Genomic DNA, 18,795 nt, shown 5'->3' with positions numbered 1-18,795 from the left:
CGGGACGCCCAGATCAAAGTGAAATGCCGGTAATGGCGTGTATTGTGCTCTTGTATCGCTCGACGACGTTCTTCTCGTCGAATTCATGGGCGACTTTCTCGCGGCCGCGCAGCGCCATCGCTTCGCGCGCTTCTAGCGGCAGCGTCATCATGCGTTCGAGTTGCTCGGTCAGGCTGTCCGCGCTCTTCACTTCGCACAGCAAGCCGTTGACGCCGTGCTCGACCACTTCGCGGCAGCCGGGCACGTCGGTGGCGACGATCGGGCGGCCCATCGCGGAGGCTTCCATCAGCGTGCGCGGCACGCCTTCGCGATACGACGGCAGCACCACGCAATCCGCGGCGGCTATGAGCGGGCGCACGTCGTTCGCTTCGCCCAGATACTCGACGATATTCTCACGTTCCCATTGCTCGACATCCGTGCGGCTGATCGCGCTGGGATTATCGACGCCAACGGGCCCGAGCAACTGAAAGCGCGCGTGCGGATAGCGCTGGCGCAATCGCCGCGCCGCTTCCACGTATTCGGCCACGCCCTTGTCCCACAGCAGCCGTCCGATCAGGATGAACACGAAGTCCTCGCGGCGCGGCAAGGGCTCGAGCGCGAATTCATCGAGATCGACGCCTTCGCCATGCAGGCGTCGCGCGCGATCGGGATGCGCGAGCAGGTTTTCATCGACGAAAGCCTGATGGTCGTCGCGATTCAGGAACCACACTTCGCGCGGAAAACGGAACGCGAAACGATATAGGCGCTTCGCAACCTGCGCCGTGCGGCTCTTCTGAATGAACACGTAGCCCAGGCCCGTCGTCACCGCGATGGACGGCACGCGCGCGAGCATCGCGGCGAGCGAGCCGTAGATGTTCGGCTTGATCGTGTAGTGAAAGACGAGATGCGGACGCGTCGCGCGATATTCACGGTAGAGCGCCATCATCGTCTTCAGGTCTTCGCGCGGGTTCGTTCCTTTCGACGCCACCGGCAATTCGACGCAACGGCAGCCCATTTCGATGAGCGGTTCGAACGTGCGATCGCGCGGCGCGATGATCGTCACTTGCGCGCCTTGTCGCGTGAGCATGCGCAAGACGCCGCGCCGGTACGTGTAAATGGCCCAGGCCGTGTTGCACACGAGGGCGATGCGTAGGCTGGACTGTCTGTTGTTCATCCGGTGTTTTTCGTTTAGCGCGATGCAGCCTTGAAGAGCTTCGCCTTGACGGCGCTCAGCGCGCGATACGGCAGCAGCAAATGCGCGATGCTCTTGACGACGCCGATCCAGTCGAGCGGATTCGCCGCACGGAAGTAACGCAGTTGCAGGCGCAGCGTTGACAGCGTTTGCGTCCGGCGCTTCGTCGCGCTGATGCCGCCTTCGTTCAGTTCGTAATAGAGGCCGAATTCCGGCAGGTTCGCGCCGTCATAACGCGTCATCAGGCGCAGCAGCAGATCGAGGTCTTCGGCCGCGCGATAGTGCGCGCGATAGTTGCCCACTTCACGCACCGCATCGACTCGCAGCATCAGCGAAGGATGCGCGAAGCACGAACGCGCGAGCATCGTGCGGCGAATGGCGGCGGGATCGGTGGGCGGCGTGAGATCGAAGAGCGGGGCGCCGTTCATCGCGACGACATGCGTCCACATGCCGACGACCGCCACGCGCGCGTGCGCTTCGAGATACGCGCGCTGCTTCGCGAGACGGCCGGGCGTCGCGAGGTCGCCCGCGTCGATGCGCGCCGCGTAACGCACGCCGCGTTCGGCGAGCGCGTCGATGCCCGCCTGCAATGCACGCTCGATGCCGCCGTTCTTCGCCATGCGCACGATCTCGATGTCGAGGCCGTCGATGGAAGGCGCGACGATCGGCGGCGTGCTGCCGTCATCGACGATCACGACGCGCACCCGCGACGCTTCCCTGAACGATGCGAGCGTGCGTTCAACATCGGCCTGGCCGTTGAACGCGGGCATCAGGACGGCGACATCGGAAAGATCAGTCATGCGCGCAGCCGGAAACGAATGTAGTAGAAGTTGACCGATGCAGCCGCGACATAGCCCGCCGCCAGTCCGATCAATGCGCCATAGCCGTTGAAGCGCGGAATGGCGAACACGTTCACCGCGAACGCGACCGCGAGTGCAAGCAGCCACTTCGAGAGCAGCACGTAGCGCGCTTGATACTTGAGCAGCACGAGATTGCCGATCGCCTCTATCCCGGCAGGCACCGAAAGCCACACGGCCCAGCGGAAGATGTCCGTTGCGCCCGCATAGTTCGGCCCGAACACGCGCGCGATGATGAAGCCGCCGAGCGCATCGAGCACGGCCGCGCCCGCGATCATCAGCGCGGCGGTCATCGCGAAGAGGCGCAGCAGATTGCGCCTGAGTTGCGCGGTTTCCGTCACGCGATAAACGAACGCGGGCGCGATGGTTTGCGACAGCATCAACGCAAGCGCGATCCAGTTTTCGTTGAGCTGTTGCGCGGCGGAATAAAGCCCGAGTTCGGCGAACGATACGCGATGCGCGAGCATCAAACGGTCGAGCTTCAGGAACAGATACATGCCGATGAGGCCGATCCAGAACACCGTGCCCGCGCTCGCGAAGTGTTTGAACAGCGTGCGGTCGAAGCGCCAGCCGAGCGCACCGCCGTGCCGCCGCATGTAATAGAGCACGAGCGCGCCGGCAATGGCCGCTGCTTCGAGCGCCCACAGCCAGCCGAAGCTCGCCGCGCCCGCCGCCATGCGCACGAGCGCATACACGAGCGCGGCTTTGACGATGGCCGTCGTCATGCTCGCGATCAACTGCGGCTTGCTATACGTCATGCTTTGCAGCCACGCGTTGATCACGCCGATGAACGGCTCGCGAAACAGCATGGTGACGGCAAGCCCCGCGAGCATCGCGCCGACGACGGGGTCCGTGCCGCCGAGTCCGATCCACGTCCATGTGAGAAGCAGCGCGATGACCGACACGCCCATACGCAAGACGAACGCGCTGCCGAGCACGGCGCCGGTTTGCGCGGGCGGTTTATCGACGATGGTGGGCACGAGAATCTCCGCGCCGCATACCCATGTGATCGGCGCGATGACGAGCAGCAGCGTGTTCGCGTATTGCCACTTGCCGAATGCGTCGGGGCCGAGATAGCGCGCAAGCAGACCCGAAATGACGATGGCCACGGCAATCTGCGTGAGCCGTTCGAGTCCGAGCCAGACGATGTTCGCGAGCGCGCGGGCGACGTCCGGATTGCCTGATCGCGTGAGCACCTTCATGCGCGCGTTCCCATTGCAATGCCGGGCACGCGGCGTGCTACCGGAACCTGTTCGCCGTGCTGCGCGTTGCGTAACAATTCCGCGCCAAAGATCGATTTATGTGCGGTTGCGCGCGAAGGCGACTCATTCGTCGGCCTGGAGGCGAAAGAGCGTTTGGGCATTGGATTAGAATTGAATGCGCAGGCTTGAACCGCGACGCGCAACATCGAAAGCGCTGAAAGACAGCGATTATAAGTGCGAACCGAAGCCCGCCCTTCGCTCGAGCTTCGACGTTTCGTTGGCAGGTTCGCGAGGGTTCGACGCTCGACCCATGAGCCTCGCAGTCGTTCGCGCGCATGTTGGCGAAGTCGGGCGCGCTCATCTCGCCACGACTTGCCACGCCCTTATGGCTGCATCGCCGAGAATTCATCAATTAATACAGAAGAGGTAGCCATCTTATGAGCCAGGTATCCCAGTCCATTTTCAAGGCTTATGACATTCGCGGTATCGTCGGCAAGACGGTCGACAAGGATGTCGCGAAGAGCATCGGCCGCGCATTCGGCAGCGAGATTCGCAAGCAGGGCGGCGATTCCGTCGTCGTGGCCCGCGATGGCCGCCTGTCCGGTCCGGAACTCGTCGGCGCGCTGGCGGACGGCCTGCGCGAAGCGGGCGTCGATGTGGTCGATATCGGCATGGTGCCGACGCCCGTCGGCTATTTCGCGGCGAGCGTGCCGCTGCCGCTGCCTTCGGGCGAGCGTCGCGTGGATTCGTGCATCGTCGTGACGGGCAGCCACAATCCGCCCGACTACAACGGCTTCAAGATGGTGCTGCGCGGCGCGGCCATCTATGGCGAGCAGATCCAGGGCCTGTATCAGCGCATCGTCAATAACGACTTCGAATCGGGCGAAGGCAGCTATACCGAATTCGACGTGTCGCAACTCTATCTCGACCGCATCGTCTCCGACATCAAGCCGGTGCGTCCGATGAAGATCGTCGTCGATGCGGGCAACGGCGTCGCGGGCGGTCTCGCACCGCGTTTGTTCAAGGCGCTCGGCTGCGAACTCGTCGAGCTGTTCACGGACATCGACGGCAACTTCCCGAACCATCACCCGGACCCGGCGCATCCCGAGAATCTTCAGGACGTGATCAAGGCGCTGAAGGAAACGGACGCGGAAATCGGCTTCGCATTCGATGGCGACGGCGACCGTCTCGGCGTGGTGACGAAGGACGGGCAGGTGATCTATCCGGATCGCCAGTTGATGCTGTTCGCGCAGGAAGTGCTGTCGCGCAACAAGGGCGGCCAGATCATTTATGACGTGAAGTGCACGCGCAATCTCGCGAAGTGGGTGCGCGAGCAGGGCGGCGAGCCGGTCATGTGGAAGACGGGCCACTCGCTCGTGAAGGCGAAGCTGCGCGAGACGGGCGCGCCGCTCGCGGGCGAAATGAGCGGCCACGTGTTCTTCAAGGACCGCTGGTACGGTTTCGACGACGGCCTGTACACGGGCGCGCGCATGCTCGAAATCCTCTCGCGCGTGGACGATCCGAGCAAGCTGCTCAACGATCTGCCGAACTCGCTCTCGACGCCCGAACTGCAACTGAAGCTGCAGGAAGGCGAGAACTTCGAGCTGATCGGGCGTCTGCAGAAGTCGGCGAAGTTCGAAGGCGCGGACGACGTGCTGACCATCGACGGCTTGCGCGTGGAGTATCCGGACGGCTTCGGTCTCGCGCGTTCGTCGAACACGACGCCGGTCGTGGTGATGCGTTTCGAAGCGGACAGCGAGGAAGCGCTGAAGCGCATTCAGGAAGATTTCCGCCGCGTGATTCTGGCGGAGAAGCCGGACGCACAGTTGCCGTTCTAAGGTTTGACGGGTGAAGAAGCGGCGCGACCGGAAGGTCGCGCCGTTTTTTATTGCGTGGCGCGCCGGCGAGCCGCGCTAAAATCCCCGCTTCCCGTTCTTTCTCCACGCGCGATCCGCGCCTTCCCTCACAGCGTGCAAAAGATCCTGATCGTCCGCGTGTCGTCGCTCGGCGACGTCGTTCACAACATGCCGGCCATCGCCGACATTCGCCGCCGTTATCCCGATGCGCAAATCGACTGGCTCGTCGAAGAGAGCTTCGCGAGTCTCGTCGAACTGGTCGATGGCGTGCGCCGCGCGATTCCGTTCTCGCTGCGCCGCTGGCGCAAGGGCTTTGCGTCGGCGGCCAACTGGCGTGAGATCGGCAAGTTCAGGCGCGAACTCGCCGCCGAAAAATACGATCTCGTGATCGACTGCCAGGGGCTCATCAAGACCGCGTGGGTCGCGAGCTGGGCGCGCGGGCCGCTCGTCGGGCTCGCGAATCGCACGGACGGCGCGGGCTTCGAATGGCCCGTGCGCTTCTTCTATGACCGCCGCGTGCCGATCGAGCCGCGCACGCATGTCGTCGAGCGCACGCGCCAGCTCGTGGCCGCCGCGCTCGATCTGCCGCGCCCGCAGATGACCGACGACATCGACTTCGGCATCGACACGCGCCGCGCGACGCTCGCCGTGTCCGCGCTCGGGCTGAATCTGCCGGTGCCGTATGTCGTGTTCGTTCACGCGACGTCCCGCGCCGACAAGCAATGGCCAGAAGCCGCGTGGATCGAACTGGGGCAGGCGCTCGTCACGCGCGGGGCATCGATCGTGCTGCCGTGGGGAAGCGAAGCCGAACGCGCGACGAGCGAGAAGCTCGCGAAGGAATTCGGCGCGGCCGCCGTCGTGCCGCCGAAGCTCTCGCTGCCGGCGGTCGTCGGATTGATCGAGGGCGCGGCGGCGACCGTCGGCGTCGATACGGGCCTCGTGCATATTGCCGCAGCGCTGAAACGCCCCACCGTCGAGTTGTACAATTTCTCGACCGCATGGCGCACCGGCGGCTACTGGTCGCCGAACGTGATCAATCTCGGCGACGCGAGCCGGCATCCGACGCTCGCCGAAGTCAAGGCCGCGCTCGCGGGTTTCGGCCTGCTTTGACGCGCTTCGACGTTTCGATGTTTCGATGCCTTGACGCGTAGCGCCGTGCGCGAGCCCACTCAAGTTCGAAGGCACATGACGGAATCTCAAATCATCGAAGTCGCTTCATGCGACTGGCAGGGCAAGAACCTGTCCGTACCGCGCGAGACGCTCCTCGCCGCCGTGGAAGACGGCAAGGTCCTCTATTTTCCCAATCTGCGTTTCGCGATCGAAGGCGGCGAGCAGGCTTTGCTCGACCCCAAAATCGCCGACCCGAAGCGCAAAAACATCAGCCTCGCGCCCAACGGCGGCGCGCTCAACGGCGTCATGGGCGACAACGTGATGCAGTCGGCGGTGCGCTCGCTCATCGGCCGGTATCAGACGAATGCGCGCACGCTCGTCGACGGCCTATTTCCCGAATACGACGGCAAGCTGCGCGTCGCGCCCACGAGCCTGCGGCTGCATCAGGTGGAAACGCGCGAGACGTCGTGGCGCAAGGATGACAGCCGCCTGCACGTCGATGCATTCCCGTCGCGCCCGAACTACGGCGAGCGCATTCTGCGCGTCTTCACGAACGTGAACCCGAACGGCACGCCGCGCGTGTGGCGCGTGGGCGAGCCGTTCGAGGACATGGCCAAGCGCTTTCTGCCCGCCATCAAGGCGCAGGCGCCGGGATCGGCATGGCTCATGAACCTGCTGCACATCACGAAGACGAAGCGCAGCGAGTATGACCATCTGATGCTGCATCTGCATGACGCGATGAAGGCCGACCTCGATTATCAGAAGTCGTCGCCGCAGGAGACGATGCCGTTTCCGCCCGGCTGCGTGTGGATCTGCTTCTCGGATCAGGCGTCGCACGCGGTGATGTCCGGCCAGTTCATGATGGAGCAGACGTTCTTCCTGCCCGTCAAGGCGATGGCGCGCCCCGATCACGCGCCGCTCGGCATTCTCGAGCGCCTGAAGGGCAGGGCGCTCGTTTGAGCGGCGCTGCATCCGCGCCGGCGGCGCCGTTCTCGGCTGTCGTGCTGAGGGCGATCTATCGCGCGATGTGGTGGATCGTCGCGCCGCTGGCCGTGCTGCGGCTTTACATCCGGTCGCGCAGGGAGCGGGGGTATCGCGAGCATATCGGCGAACGATTCGGACGCGGCCCCGCGCGCCGCCCCGACGATCTCGCGCCGCTCATCTGGGTGCACGCGGTATCGGTGGGCGAAACGCGCGCCGCGCAGCCGCTCATCGAAGCGCTGATGAAGGCGCATCCCGACGCGCGGCTGCTCATCACGCACATGACGCCGAGCGGCCGCGCGACGGGCATCGACCTGTTCGGCGACCGCGTGCTGCGCAGCTATCTTCCCTACGACCTGCCGCATCTCGTGCGGCGCTTCCTGCGCGCGTGGCGGCCGTCGCTCGGCATCGTGATGGAAACGGAAGTCTGGCCGACGCTAATCGACGAATGCAAGCACGCCGACGTGCCGCTCGTGCTGACGAACGCGCGGATGTCGGAGCGCTCGTACCGGCGCGCGGCACGGTTCGGGCGCGCGGTGCGCGAAGTGTTCGGCGGCTTCACGCGCGTGCTCGCGCAGACGCCTTCCGACGCGGAACGGCTGACCGCGCTCGGCGCGCGCAATGTCGCGGTGCTCGGCAATCTCAAGTTCGACATGACCGCCCCGCCCGAACTGGTGGCGCGCGGGCAGGCCTGGCGCGCGGCCATCGGCGAACGGCCCGTCTGGGTCGCGGCGAGCACGCGCGAAGGCGAGGAGACGCTCGTGCTGCGGGCGTTCGCCGCGCTGAACGTGCCGGACGCGCTGCTGATTCTGGTGCCGCGTCATCCGCAACGGTTCGATGAAGTATCCGCGCTGATCGCGGCGGCGGGCATGACGGGCGCGCGCCGTTCCGTCTGGGCGCCGAAGCCCGTTGCGGCGGGATCGGGCGCGGATGTGCCGGCGCGCTTGGCGTCGAACGTGCAGGTGCTGCTCGGCGATTCGATGGGCGAACTCGGCGCGTATTACGCGGCGGCCGATCTGGCGTTCATCGGCGGGAGCCTGTTGCCGCTCGGCGGGCAGAACCTGATCGAAGCATGCGCGGCGGGCGTGCCCGTGCTGATCGGGCCGCACACGTTCAATTTCACTCAGGCGACCAACGATGCCATCGCGGCGGGCGCGGCGTTGCGTGTCGACGATCCGCACGGTCTTGCGCGTGCGTTGCGCGAACTGTTCGCGGACAAGCCGCGCCGGATCGCGATGAGCGAAGCGGCGGCGGCGTTCGCGGCGCGGCATCGCGGGGCAACGGAGCGGACGGTGAAGGTGCTGGGGGCGTTGCTGGAAGACCGCGAAACGTAAGGGCCGCGCGTGCATCATAGAGGATCGCCTAATCCATCCCTCTTTCGAAACGCCCGTACACTAGCGGTTCCGGACGACCGTCCGTCAAGCGAGGACCGCGCATGCCGACGATTGCCCTGATTGTCCTGACCATCGCGGTGACGCTCGTCGTCGTGCTGGTCATCGCGAACCTTTCGAGCGGCGAGAAGAAGATCGAGCACAGGATCGAACGGCTGTACTCCAGCGACGATCCGCAGTTTCTCCGCTCGATGGGACTGCTGCTCGGGCCGCCCGTCGTCGGCGGCAACCGCTTCGAGGTGCTCGTGAACGGCGATCAGATCTTTCCTTCGATGACCGAAGGCATCCGCTCCGCGCGCCGCACCATCACGTTCGAAACCTTCATTTACTGGTCCGGCGGGATTGGCGAGCAGATCGCGAGCGCGCTCGCGGACAAGGCGCGTGAGGGCATCGCGGTGCATGTGCTGCTCGACTGGGTCGGCTCGTCGAAGATGGACAAGCGCTATCTGCGGATGCTGCGCGAGGCGGGCGCCGAAGTCGTGCTGTATCACAAGCCGCACTGGACCGGGCTCGGCCGCATGAACGACCGCACGCACCGCAAGCTGCTCGTGATCGACGGACGCATCGGCTTCACGGGCGGCGTGGGGATCGCCGATGAATGGACGGGGCACGCGCAGGACGAGAAGCATTGGCGCGACACGCACTTTCGCGTGGAAGGCCCGGCGGTCGGGCAGATGCAGGCGGTCTTCATGGACAACTGGGTCAAATCGACGGGCAATGTCCTGCACGGCCCGGATTACTTTCCGCAGATCGACGCCGCGGGCGACGGCCTCGCGCACATGTTCAGCAGCTCGCCCTCGGGCGGCAGCGACGACATGCAGCTCATGTATCTGATGGCGATCACGGCCGCGACGCATTCCATTCAATTGTCGAGCGCGTACTTCGTGCCGGACAAGCTGACGATCAACGCGATCGTCGAGGCGGTGAAACGGGGCGTGAAGGTGCGCGTCATCACGCCGGGCAAGCGCATCGATACGCATACGGTGCGCGAGGCGTCGCGCGCGTGCTGGGGCGATCTGCTCGAGGCGGGCGTGGAGATGTACGAGTATCAGCCGACGATGTTTCACTGCAAGGTGATCGTGGTCGATGAATATCTCGTGTCGGTCGGTTCGACGAACTTCGACAGCCGGTCGTTCAAGCTCAACGACGAAGCCAATCTCAACATCTACGATCGCGATTTCGCGCGTCAGCAGACGGCGGTTTTCGATCGCGATATCGCGCAGGCGAAACGCATCACGCTTGCGGACTGGCGTCGGCGGCCGCTGCGCGAGAAGGTCGTGGATCGCGTGGTCGCGTTGCTGGATTCGCAGTTATAGGGCGAGTGTTTTCGCTCACGCGTGCCGCGCGTCGTTCCAGATAATGACTTCCTGCTGCAAGTCCGGCCCATAGCCAATTTCGCTCGGGGCGTAAGGGGTATTGAACGACGCTTGCCGCGCGAGCATCGGCGACCCGTCGTACACATGCGCGCACGTCGGATATATGTAGACGATAGTGAGGCGTTCGAGCGTGTGATCGGCCAACGCAGCCTCGAACTTCTGCCGCATGACACTCATGAGTTCTGCGCCGAACGGGTTGAAGAAGAACGCGACGATGTCCTTCGAAGGAAAGGGCATGCGTGTCGCGTCATCGACGAACGCGCGCATGATCGTTCGTTCCGGAAAGCGGCGCGCGACGATCTTTGCGTTGCGGTTCGCAACATCGACGAGCGGCGCCGCGATGTCGTAGCCCAGCACGGCATCGAAGGGAAATTCCGTCGCGACGATCATCGGCCGGCCCTTGCCGCAACCGATGTCGATGAACGTGCGTCCGCTTACGTCGCCAAGCTGATTCAGCGCGTGCCGGACAATGCTCGGCTGACAGCCCATATAGGGCAGGTTGCCGTTTTCCGGGCCATTGGTGCCGGTCACGGATTCGGGCGGATATATGCCCCCGGTATCCGTGCCGAGCGTGCGGTCGATCGGATGAGTCCTGTAGCAGCCGCTGTAGACGGCTCTCAGAATGGGCACCCGCTTGCCGTATTTGCGAATGGCTGAAACGAAAAGAAGAGTCTGTACGGAATCCGGAAGTCTCGCGACCGCGCCGATCAAAGACCATTTCACTCGCCGCTTAATTTCCGCTTTGAACGTTGCGCTCGTATTCATAAATTCTCCACATTAATCGAAATCGAACGATCATTTGTTCAGTTGAACAAATCGAACGCGCGTCGAAGGCCGGACGTGAAGATGCGGCACGAGAAGACCGATTCTAAACAGCTTGCCTTCGACGGATATGTGAAGCGGCGAACACATGCGGAGTTTTTTCGTCTTGCATTGACGTGATTTTGTCGTTCAGCGGCCCTTGCGCTTTCCTTCCGAGCAAGGAGGAGGCAAGGGGCGCGAACGACGTTGTGTGATCTGCATCGAGTGTTGTCTGCAAAGCGAGACGCCGTGCTTAAGGCTTCATTTGTGGCCGCGCACCGGCTTAATGGTTCCGAACAGGCCATTCGCTTCTTCATTGGGACCTGCCGAGAAGTAAAGCGTGTCCGAGTTCGAATTCCGTCCGCCGCCCAGAGTGAGTGCCCACAAGCCGTCGATGGTCAGAGGATTGCCATACACATCTTCCAGTTGATCGACGAACGTGCCGTCGTTGTTGAAGACATTGATCCGGCCATTGCCGAAATTGCCGACGAGAATCTTGCCGCTGAACGGTCCGAAATCGAACGATGCGCGCGTCACGCCCCACGGCGAATTGAGCGTTCCCCGGCTGGCGAAGCGACGCAACAGATGACCGTCGGTGTCGAATACATCGACGAAGCCGAGACCGTTGCCGGCGACGTCGTCGTGCTTCTGAGCATCCTGCTGGGCATAAGTCACGAAGAGATCGCCGTCGATATTCGCGATGCCGAACGGTGCAAAGCCCGCTGGCATATGCGGATCCATGAAGCCGCCGTCTGTCGACACGCTCATATAGCGGCCGTTTGCGCCGCCGCTGGGTCCGAATACGTCGATGCGGCCCGAACGGAAATTCGTCGCAAAGAGGAAGAGGCCTTTCTTGTTGACGCCGAACGCGAGGCCCTTGTAGACGGCATGATTGGCAACGGAAGGAACGGCTGAGTTGTCGACTGCGATCACGGCGTTGTTCGCCGGATTCAGTCCGCCGGCCCAGGCGGAAAGCGTGCCGTCTTCGGTCGCGAAGATAAAGGCAGCGGGGATGGTCGTGCCCGGCACGAGGAATGCCGCCGAGGCGTTCCATACCATGCCTGTCGGCGCAGCAGGCGCAGGATTCGGCGGATTGTTATGAAAGACCGCCCGGCACGCGCCCGCCGGTATGACATTGCCCGGTAGCGGAATGACAACTTGCAATGACAGCTTCGTGCCTTCGCCGTCATACAGGGTGGAGCATCCCGTGCCGTTATCGTTCACCCAGAAAGGACTGCCGGCAGGACTGAACGCAATGCCCCAGGCGTTCTGCAATACGCCGTCCACCTTCGGGGCGGCGCCTGCCACATTCGAGACGAGCGGTGTGACGACATACGCATCGTCATGGCCCGCATGAGCGGTCGTGAAACCGGCGGCAACGACCATCGCAACGGCTGCTTTCAAACATCCGGAGACATGAGACATGACACCCTCCTTGGTCCAAATTGATGAGGACCTGCTCTGTGAATTGGCGCTGGAGCAAGGTAAACGGCCTTGACGTTCCGGAAATTCCAGAGGGACGCGACAAAGCTGATGGAAGGTGTTTGTGCTGCGGATTTTATTAGAACAGCTACATAAAACAGCGAGTCAATTCGAGCTTGCAATGCTTGGCGACCACGTCCAGCGGCCGCCAACGAATCATCGTCCCATCACACTGCCAACAACCCTTTCTTCTGGATGAAAGAAATCACTGCATCCAGCCCATCGAGGGCTTTGAGATTGCACATCACGAACGGCCTTTCGCCGCGCATCTTTTTAGCGTCGCTGGCCATCACATCGAGATTCGCGCCGACATGAGGCGCAAGGTCCGTCTTGTTGATGACGAGCAGATCCGACTTGGTGATTCCCGGCCCGCCCTTGCGAGGAATCTTCTCGCCACCGGCGACATCGATCACATAGATGGTCAGATCGGAAAGCTCGGGACTGAACGTAGCCGCCAGATTGTCCCCGCCCGATTCGATGAAAACGATATCGACGTCCGGAAAGCGCGACACCATCCTGTCCACCGCTTCGAGATTGATCGATGCATCTTCGCGAATGGCCGTATGCGGACAGCCGCCCGTTTCCACGCCCATGATGCGCTCGGGCGGCAAGGCGCCCGCCACGGTCAACAGGCGTTGATCTTCTTTCGTATAGATATCGTTGGTGATGGCGACGAGATCGTACTTGTCGCGCATCGCCTTGCAGAGCATTTCGAGCAGCGTTGTCTTGCCGGAGCCGACCGGACCGCCGACGCCCACGCGCAACGGCGGCAGTTTCTTGGTACGGCGAGCGGCGGCGGAATAAGCGGGTGCGTTCATGCGATATCGGTTCGAATGCTAAAGCGAGTTAAGAACGAAAGAGCCGCGAATACTGCGACTCATGGCGCGCCGACAAAATGCCGAGCTGCGGCGCAAAGGTATTCACTTCATCGGGCGATGTAGCCAGCGCGCGGCTCACGGCATCGTCGATGGGCGCGCGCAACGCAACGATGATCCGCTGCCCCGCAAGCTGTCCGAGCGGCACCGCCTTGAGCGCGGCGGCCGTCTGATTCTCGACCCAGCTGAACGCATAAGCGGCGAGCGCGGCATCGGGCGAAGCATCGTGCGCGTAGGCGGCGAATGCGAACGCCGTGGGCTGCGCAATGGGCTTCATCGCGGCGAGCGTCGAACGGCGTGCTGCATCGCCCCATTCGAGCGATGCGCACAGTTGCGCGAGCGACCATCCCATCTGCTCGGTCTCACGCCGCAATTCTGCGGACTCGCGGCTCGCGATGTATTCGTCGTCGGCACGGGCAAGCGCGGCGGCATCATGGGCGCGCCAGCGTTCCATCTGGTGCGCGATGAACGGCAATTCCCCACGCGCGAGCACATGAGCAAGACCGCTTGCGATCCATTCGCGCGCGCTGTCGGCATTGTGAATGAAGCCGTGTTCGATCGCCGATTCGAGGCCTTGCGAATAACTGAATGCGCCGATTGGCAGCGCAGGCGACGCGAGATGCAAGAGCGCCGTGAGTTCAGTCGTGCGCATGACCGTGATGATGATGATGGTCGTGCGCATGATCGTGCGAGTGATCATGCCCGCACTGCGAGTGATCGTGCCCGTGATGCTCGTGATAAACCTTCTGCGCGAGTGCGTAGTCCTCGCTGAAGGTCTCGTCGTGTCCGTGCTTGTGGCCGCCGCCATACGCGCCCGTTTCCGGCTGAAACGGCTGCGATTCGCGCGTGACCGTCGCGCCGAGACGCTTGAGCATGTCTTCGAGCACGGCATCCGCTTCGAGCTTCAGATGATCCGCATGCACTTCGACCGGCGTGTGCCGATTGCCGAGGTGATATGCCGCGCGCATCAGCGTGAGCGGATTCACCGCGCGCACGACGAACACGTCTTCAGCCGCCGCGATGACGCGCACGAAGCCGCCGTCGTCGGCTACGAGCATGTCGCCATCCGCGAGCACGGTGCCGCGCGGCATCACGAGCGCGACTTCCTCGCCGTTATCCAGCGTGACGGCTATGCGGCTCTTGCAGCGCGCATCGAAAGCGAGCGTCAGCGTGGGAGCGCGCTTGACGAGCACGGTGGCGAGTTTGGCGGTGAGGCGTTTGTCGAGGGTACGCATGGAAACGGTCAGAACAGGAAATAGCGTTGCGCCATCGGCAGCACGGTGGCGGGATCGCAGGTGAGCAATTGTCCATCGGCGATCACCTGATACGTCTGCGGATCGACGCTGATGGACGGTTGCCATGCATTGTGAATCATGTCGGCCTTTTTCACCGCGCGGCAGTTCTTCACCGCGACCACCTGCTTTCGCAAGCCATAACGTTCCGTGATACGCGACTCGAGCGCCATCTGCGATACGAATGTAAGCGATGTCTTGCCGAGCGCACCGCCGCGCGTGGCGAACATCTCGCGATAATGCACGGGCTGCGGCGTGGGAATCGATGCATTCGGATCGCCCATTTGCGCCACCGCGATCATGCCGCCCTTGACGATCATCGCGGGCTTCACGCCGAAGAACGCCGGCTCCCAAAACACGAGATCGGCCCACTTGCCCGGCTCAATGGATCCCACTTCATGCGCAATGCCATGCGTGATCGCGGGATTGATCGTGTACTTCGCGACATAGCGTTTGGCGCGGAAATTGTCGTTGCGCGCGTTGTCTTCCGGCAGCGCGCCGCGCTGTAGCTTCATCTTGTGCGCGGTCTGCCATGTGCGAATGATGACTTCGCCGACGCGTCCCATTGCTTGGGAATCCGAAGAAAGCATGGACAGCGCGCCGAGATCGTGCAGGATGTCTTCCGCCGCGATGGTCTCGCGGCGAATGCGCGACTCCGCGAACGCAATGTCTTCCGCAATGGACGGGTCCAGGTGATGGCACACCATCAGCATGTCGAGATGCTCGTCGAGCGTGTTGACGGTATAAGGCCGCGTGGGATTGGTGGAAGAGGGCAGCACGTTGGATTCGCCCGCCACCTTGATGATGTCCGGCGCATGCCCGCCGCCCGCGCCTTCCGTGTGATACGTGTGGATCGTGCGGCCCTTGAACGCGGCGATGGTCGCTTCGACGAAACCCGCTTCGTTGAGCGTGTCCGTGTGAATGGCGACCTGCGTGTCCGTATCGTCGGCGACGGACAGGCAATTGTCGATGGCCGCGGGCGTCGTGCCCCAGTCCTCGTGCAGCTTGAGGCCGATCGCACCCGCCTTGATCTGCTCGACGAGCGGTTCCTTCAGGCTCGCATTGCCCTTGCCGAGAAAGCCGAGATTAATGGGCCAGCCATCGGCGGCTTGCAGCATGCGTTCCATGTGCCACGGCCCCGGCGTGCAGGTGGTCGCGTTGGTGCCGGTGGCGGGACCGGTGCCGCCGCCGAGCATCGTCGTGACGCCGCTTGCGAGCGCTTCGTCGATCTGCTGCGGGCTGATGAAGTGAATATGCGTGTCGATGCCGCCCGCGGTCACGATCATGCCTTCGCCCGCGATCACTTCCGTGGCCGCGCCGATCGCAATGGTCACGTTCGGCTGGATGTCGGGATTGCCGGCCTTGCCGATGGCAAAGATGCGCCCGCCCTTGATGCCGATATCCGCCTTCACGATGCCCCAGTGATCGAGAATCAGCGCGTTGGTCACGACGGTATCGACCACCTCGGCGGAGGGGCGTTGCGACTGGCCCATGCCGTCGCGAATGACCTTGCCGCCGCCGAACTTCACTTCTTCGCCATACGTGGTGAAGTCGCGTTCGACTTCGATGATGAGATCGGTGTCGGCGAGGCGCACGCGGTCGCCGGTAGTCGGGCCGAACATTTCCGCATAAGCGCGGCGGCCGATGCGTAGCGTCATAGTCTTCCTTTGGCTTTGAGTTAAAGCGGGCCCATGATGAGGCCGTTGAAGCCATACACGTGACGATCGCCTGCAAGCGCGACGAGCTCGACGGTGCGCTCCTGTCCCGGCTCGAATCGCACGGCGGTCCCTGCTGCGATATTGAGCCGGAAGCCGCGCGTCTTCTCGCGATCGAAGATAAGCGCCGTGTTGACTTCGTAGAAGTGATAGTGCGAGCCGACCTGCACGGGCCGGTCGCCGCTATTGGCCACGACGACCGAGACGGTTTCGCGGCCCACGTTGAGTTCGTGCTCGCCGTCGTCGATCAGATATTCGCCGGGAATCATCGCGCGTCTCAGGGAATGGGATGGTGGACGGTCACGAGCTTCGTGCCATCGGGGAAGGTGGCTTCGATCTGAATGTCGGGAATCATTTCCGGCACGCCTTCCATGACGTCGTCGCGGGTGAGCAGCGTGGTGCCGTAATGCATGACCTCCGCGACGGTCTTGCCATCGCGTGCGGCTTCCATCAGCGCGGCGGAGATGAAGGCGACCGCTTCCGGATGATTCAGCTTGAGGCCGCGCGCGCGACGGCGTTCCGCGAGCAGTGCCGCCGTGAAGATGAGGAGCTTGTCCTTTTCGCGAGGCGTGAGTTTCATGGACTTGTTCTAATGAGCGATGGGCTTCGTAATGCTAGCACTTGGCCTCGTATTTCAGGGCATGAAAGCTTATTGAATGAAGCGTTGCAGTTCGACTGTCGAAGGCCTTTCGAAGATCTGTTCGGGCGCGCCGGATTCCCACACGCGCCCCTGATGCATGAAGACGACCTTGTCGCTGACGCTGCGTGCAAAGCGCATTTCATGCGTCACCATGATGAGCGTCATGCCGTCGCGTGCAAGCGATTCGACCACGGTGAGCACTTCGCCGACGAGTTCGGGATCGAGCGCGGACGTGATTTCATCGCACAGAAGAACGGTCGGCTTCATTGCCAATGCACGCGCAATGGCCACGCGCTGCTGCTGTCCGCCGGATAGCTGGTCGGGATACGCGTCGAACTTGTCGCCGAGGCCCACGCGTTCGAGCACGCCCTGCGCGGTGGCGCGCGCCTTCGCCTTATGAACCTTCTTGACGACCGTTTGCGCGAGCATCACGTTCTGACCGGCGGTCAAATGCGGAAAGAGGTTGTATTGCTGGAACACCATGCCGACCTTGAGGCGGAGCGCGCGCAAGTCGGCGTGGCGCGCATCGATATGCTCGCCGTCGATTGCGATCGAGCCTTCGTCGATGCTCTCGAGCCCGTTGAGCGTACGCAACAGCGTGCTCTTGCCCGAGCCGCTGCGCCCGATGATCGACACGACCTGTCCGCGCTCGACCGAAAAATCGATGCTCTTCAGAACCTGATTCGAGCCGAACTGCTTTTGCAGATTGCGGGTTTCAACGAGCGGCATTCCATTTCCTTTCGAGCGTGCGCGCATATCGCGACAGCGGATAGCAAAGCAAGAAGTAGATGACGGCGACGAGGCCATACACGAGGAACGGTCTGAACGTCGCGTTGGAGATCATCGTGCCAGCCTTGGTGAGTTCCGTGAAGCCGATGATCGATACGAGCGCCGTGTCCTTCACCGCTTGTACCGCGAAGCCGACTGTCGGCCCCACGGCGATGCGCGTGGCTTGCGGAAGGATCACGTGACGAAGCTGCTCGAAGTAGCTCATTGCAAGACTCGACGACGCTTCCCACTGGCCTTTCGGCACGGCTTCCACTGCGCCGCGCCAGATTTCCGCGAGATACGCGCTCGTGAAGAGCGTGAGGCCGACGGTTGCCGCGAACCAGGGCGACACTTCCACGCCGATCAACGGCAAGCCGAAGAACACGAGAAAGAGCTGCATCAGCAAGGGCGTGCCCTGAAAGATCTGGATATAGCCCTTGACGAGCGTACGCAGAAGCTCGTACTTCGATACGCGCATGAGGAGCAGCGCGAAGCCGACGATGCCGCCCAGCACGAACGAAACGATGGACAGCACGATGGTCCATCGCGCGGCGAGCAACAGGTTCTCGACGATCTGCGCAAGCGTGAATTCGATCATCGCGCGATGCTCCTCTCATGCGCAAAGAGACGTTTTGCCGCCGCATTCAGCGCCGCACGCACGATGAACGCGAGCACGAGGTAAGTCGCGGTGATCAGAAAGAACGTCTCGAACGCGCGGAAATTGCGCGACTGAATATAGCTCGCCGCATAGGTCAGATCGGGCACGGATATCTGCGAGACCACGGCCGAGCCGAGCATCGTGATGACGATCTGGCTGGTCAACGCGGGAAAGACTTTGGCAAGCGCCTGCGGCAGCACGACATGACGGAACGCTTCGCCGCGTGAAAGGGCAAGCGAAGCCGCCGCTTCGTGATGTCCCTTCGGCACCGCTGCAATGCCCGCGCGAATGATCTCGATGGAATAGGCGCCGAGATTGAGCGTCATCGCGAGAATGGCGGCGACATATTCGCTCAGATGAATGCCGAGCGCGGGCAGCCCGAAGAACACGAAGAAGAGCTGCACGATGAACGGCGTGTTGCGGATTGCTTCGACATACGCGCCGACCATCGAGCGCAGCCATGCATGACGGCTATCGCGCCCGGCCGCGCCGAGCACGCCGAGCGATACGCCGAGCGCAGTCGAAACGGCCGTGAGCGCGAGGGTCGTCGCCGCGCCGCTCGCGAACATGCCTGCATAGTTCGCGAGATCGGCGAAGTCGAGTTGATAGGCCATCGAATG

Annotated in this window: 19 protein-coding genes; 5 read left to right on the top strand and 14 right to left on the bottom strand. The window is 62.9% G+C overall.

The genetic code is table 11. The features are described from left to right. Nucleotides 1–13 precede the first annotated feature (13 nt). The 3 genes from AWB72_RS16450 to AWB72_RS16440 are packed head-to-tail and all read right to left on the bottom strand — an operon-like array spanning nucleotide 14 to nucleotide 3,230. A complete protein-coding gene (locus AWB72_RS16450) occupies nucleotides 14–1,153 on the bottom strand; it encodes a glycosyltransferase family 4 protein (protein WP_087128291.1) in 1,140 nt (379 codons plus the stop codon). A gap of 14 nt (nucleotides 1,154–1,167) precedes the next feature. Then, complete coding sequence (locus AWB72_RS16445) at nucleotides 1,168–1,971, bottom strand: glycosyltransferase (RefSeq protein ID WP_087128290.1); 804 nt, start codon at nucleotides 1,969–1,971, stop codon at nucleotides 1,168–1,170. Continuing rightward, nucleotides 1,968–3,230 carry an oligosaccharide flippase family protein gene (locus tag AWB72_RS16440; protein WP_040050769.1) on the bottom strand — a complete coding sequence of 421 codons (1,263 nt, stop codon included), beginning with the start codon at nucleotides 3,228–3,230 and terminating at the stop codon, nucleotides 1,968–1,970. Before AWB72_RS16440 ends, AWB72_RS16445 begins: the two co-directional genes overlap by 4 nt. A 437-nt stretch (nucleotides 3,231–3,667) precedes the next feature. Here AWB72_RS16440 and AWB72_RS16435 point away from each other — a divergent pair, with 437 nt between their 5' ends. From AWB72_RS16435 to cls, 5 genes are all read left to right on the top strand, one after another. Continuing rightward, nucleotides 3,668–5,068 (top strand): phosphomannomutase/phosphoglucomutase, encoded by a 1,401-nt coding sequence (locus tag AWB72_RS16435; RefSeq protein ID WP_040050768.1) that lies wholly within the window; start codon nucleotides 3,668–3,670, stop codon nucleotides 5,066–5,068. Between the two features lie 132 nt (nucleotides 5,069–5,200). Further along, nucleotides 5,201–6,196 carry a lipopolysaccharide heptosyltransferase I gene (gene waaC / locus AWB72_RS16430; protein ID WP_040050767.1) on the top strand — a complete coding sequence of 332 codons (996 nt, stop codon included), beginning with the start codon at nucleotides 5,201–5,203 and terminating at the stop codon, nucleotides 6,194–6,196. 75 nt (nucleotides 6,197–6,271) lie between these two features. After that, the gene (gene kdoO / locus AWB72_RS16425) at nucleotides 6,272–7,156 is read left to right on the top strand and encodes a Kdo hydroxylase KdoO (RefSeq protein ID WP_087128288.1); all 885 of its coding nucleotides are present in this window, start codon (nucleotides 6,272–6,274) and stop codon (nucleotides 7,154–7,156) included. A gap of 41 nt (nucleotides 7,157–7,197) precedes the next feature. Next, nucleotides 7,198–8,511, top strand: coding sequence for a lipid IV(A) 3-deoxy-D-manno-octulosonic acid transferase (waaA, locus tag AWB72_RS16420; RefSeq protein ID WP_040050879.1), 1,314 nt, complete (start codon nucleotides 7,198–7,200; stop codon nucleotides 8,509–8,511). Between the two features lie 101 nt (nucleotides 8,512–8,612). Continuing rightward, entirely contained in the window at nucleotides 8,613–9,884 is a 1,272-nt protein-coding gene (gene cls, locus AWB72_RS16415; RefSeq protein WP_040050765.1) for a cardiolipin synthase, read from the top strand. A 15-nt stretch (nucleotides 9,885–9,899) separates the two neighbouring features. Here cls and AWB72_RS16410 read toward each other — a convergent pair whose 3' ends face one another. From AWB72_RS16410 to AWB72_RS16360, 11 genes are all read right to left on the bottom strand, one after another. Further along, the gene (locus tag AWB72_RS16410; RefSeq protein WP_143754633.1) at nucleotides 9,900–10,574 is read right to left on the bottom strand and encodes a class I SAM-dependent methyltransferase; all 675 of its coding nucleotides are present in this window, start codon (nucleotides 10,572–10,574) and stop codon (nucleotides 9,900–9,902) included. A 432-nt stretch (nucleotides 10,575–11,006) separates the two neighbouring features. Then, entirely contained in the window at nucleotides 11,007–12,170 is a 1,164-nt protein-coding gene (locus tag AWB72_RS16405) for a TIGR03118 family protein (protein ID WP_040050763.1), read from the bottom strand. Nucleotides 12,171–12,394: 224 nt separating this feature from the next. Next, nucleotides 12,395–13,045, bottom strand: a complete 651-nt coding sequence (gene ureG, locus AWB72_RS16400; RefSeq protein WP_040050762.1) for an urease accessory protein UreG — start codon at nucleotides 13,043–13,045, stop codon at nucleotides 12,395–12,397. A 28-nt stretch (nucleotides 13,046–13,073) separates the two neighbouring features. After that, the gene (locus AWB72_RS16395; protein ID WP_040050878.1) at nucleotides 13,074–13,754 is read right to left on the bottom strand and encodes an urease accessory protein UreF; all 681 of its coding nucleotides are present in this window, start codon (nucleotides 13,752–13,754) and stop codon (nucleotides 13,074–13,076) included. Next, nucleotides 13,741–14,337, bottom strand: a complete 597-nt coding sequence (gene ureE, locus AWB72_RS16390) for an urease accessory protein UreE (RefSeq protein ID WP_087128286.1) — start codon at nucleotides 14,335–14,337, stop codon at nucleotides 13,741–13,743. Before ureE ends, AWB72_RS16395 begins: the two co-directional genes overlap by 14 nt. Nucleotides 14,338–14,345: 8 nt before the next feature. Further along, a complete protein-coding gene (gene ureC / locus AWB72_RS16385) occupies nucleotides 14,346–16,052 on the bottom strand; it encodes an urease subunit alpha (RefSeq protein ID WP_040050760.1) in 1,707 nt (568 codons plus the stop codon). Between the two features lie 20 nt (nucleotides 16,053–16,072). Further along, nucleotides 16,073–16,378, bottom strand: a complete 306-nt coding sequence (locus AWB72_RS16380) for an urease subunit beta (protein WP_040050759.1) — start codon at nucleotides 16,376–16,378, stop codon at nucleotides 16,073–16,075. 8 nt (nucleotides 16,379–16,386) lie between these two features. Further along, complete coding sequence (locus AWB72_RS16375) at nucleotides 16,387–16,689, bottom strand: urease subunit gamma (protein WP_008342482.1); 303 nt, start codon at nucleotides 16,687–16,689, stop codon at nucleotides 16,387–16,389. 69 nt (nucleotides 16,690–16,758) lie between these two features. Then, the gene (locus tag AWB72_RS16370; protein WP_040050758.1) at nucleotides 16,759–17,478 is read right to left on the bottom strand and encodes an amino acid ABC transporter ATP-binding protein; all 720 of its coding nucleotides are present in this window, start codon (nucleotides 17,476–17,478) and stop codon (nucleotides 16,759–16,761) included. Further along, on the bottom strand, nucleotides 17,465–18,115 hold the full coding sequence (locus tag AWB72_RS16365; RefSeq protein ID WP_040050757.1) for an amino acid ABC transporter permease: 651 nt from the start codon (nucleotides 18,113–18,115) through the stop codon (nucleotides 17,465–17,467). Before AWB72_RS16365 ends, AWB72_RS16370 begins: the two co-directional genes overlap by 14 nt. Continuing rightward, nucleotides 18,112–18,789, bottom strand: a complete 678-nt coding sequence (locus tag AWB72_RS16360; RefSeq protein WP_040050756.1) for an amino acid ABC transporter permease — start codon at nucleotides 18,787–18,789, stop codon at nucleotides 18,112–18,114. The genes AWB72_RS16365 and AWB72_RS16360 overlap by 4 nt, the downstream gene beginning before the upstream one ends. Between the last annotated feature and the right edge of the window lie 6 nt (nucleotides 18,790–18,795).

The sequence above is a fragment of the Caballeronia concitans genome, from assembly GCF_001544615.1.
Classification (GTDB): Bacteria; Pseudomonadota; Gammaproteobacteria; order Burkholderiales; family Burkholderiaceae; genus Caballeronia; species Caballeronia concitans.
Note: the sequence above shows the minus strand (reverse complement) of the source record. Positions and strands in the feature narration are given on the sequence as shown.

Bases quoted from the DNA above. Each gene is read 5' to 3' on its own strand.
- AWB72_RS16450 (WP_087128291.1), bottom strand. From the start codon at position 1,153: ATGAACAACAGACAGTCCAGCCTACGCATCGCCCTCGTGTGCAACACG.
- AWB72_RS16445 (WP_087128290.1), bottom strand. From the start codon at position 1,971: ATGACTGATCTTTCCGATGTCGCCGTCCTGATGCCCGCGTTCAACGGC.
- AWB72_RS16440 (WP_040050769.1), bottom strand. From the start codon at position 3,230: ATGAAGGTGCTCACGCGATCAGGCAATCCGGACGTCGCCCGCGCGCTC.
- AWB72_RS16435 (WP_040050768.1), top strand. From the start codon at position 3,668: ATGAGCCAGGTATCCCAGTCCATTTTCAAGGCTTATGACATTCGCGGT.
- kdoO (WP_087128288.1), top strand. From the start codon at position 6,272: ATGACGGAATCTCAAATCATCGAAGTCGCTTCATGCGACTGGCAGGGC.
- cls (WP_040050765.1), top strand. From the start codon at position 8,613: ATGCCGACGATTGCCCTGATTGTCCTGACCATCGCGGTGACGCTCGTC.
- AWB72_RS16405 (WP_040050763.1), bottom strand. From the start codon at position 12,170: ATGTCTCATGTCTCCGGATGTTTGAAAGCAGCCGTTGCGATGGTCGTT.
- ureG (WP_040050762.1), bottom strand. From the start codon at position 13,045: ATGAACGCACCCGCTTATTCCGCCGCCGCTCGCCGTACCAAGAAACTG.
- AWB72_RS16395 (WP_040050878.1), bottom strand. From the start codon at position 13,754: ATGCGCACGACTGAACTCACGGCGCTCTTGCATCTCGCGTCGCCTGCG.
- ureE (WP_087128286.1), bottom strand. From the start codon at position 14,337: ATGCGTACCCTCGACAAACGCCTCACCGCCAAACTCGCCACCGTGCTC.
- ureC (WP_040050760.1), bottom strand. From the start codon at position 16,052: ATGACGCTACGCATCGGCCGCCGCGCTTATGCGGAAATGTTCGGCCCG.
- AWB72_RS16380 (WP_040050759.1), bottom strand. From the start codon at position 16,378: ATGATTCCCGGCGAATATCTGATCGACGACGGCGAGCACGAACTCAAC.
- AWB72_RS16375 (WP_008342482.1), bottom strand. From the start codon at position 16,689: ATGAAACTCACGCCTCGCGAAAAGGACAAGCTCCTCATCTTCACGGCG.
- AWB72_RS16370 (WP_040050758.1), bottom strand. From the start codon at position 17,478: ATGCCGCTCGTTGAAACCCGCAATCTGCAAAAGCAGTTCGGCTCGAAT.
- AWB72_RS16365 (WP_040050757.1), bottom strand. From the start codon at position 18,115: ATGATCGAATTCACGCTTGCGCAGATCGTCGAGAACCTGTTGCTCGCC.
- AWB72_RS16360 (WP_040050756.1), bottom strand. From the start codon at position 18,789: ATGGCCTATCAACTCGACTTCGCCGATCTCGCGAACTATGCAGGCATG.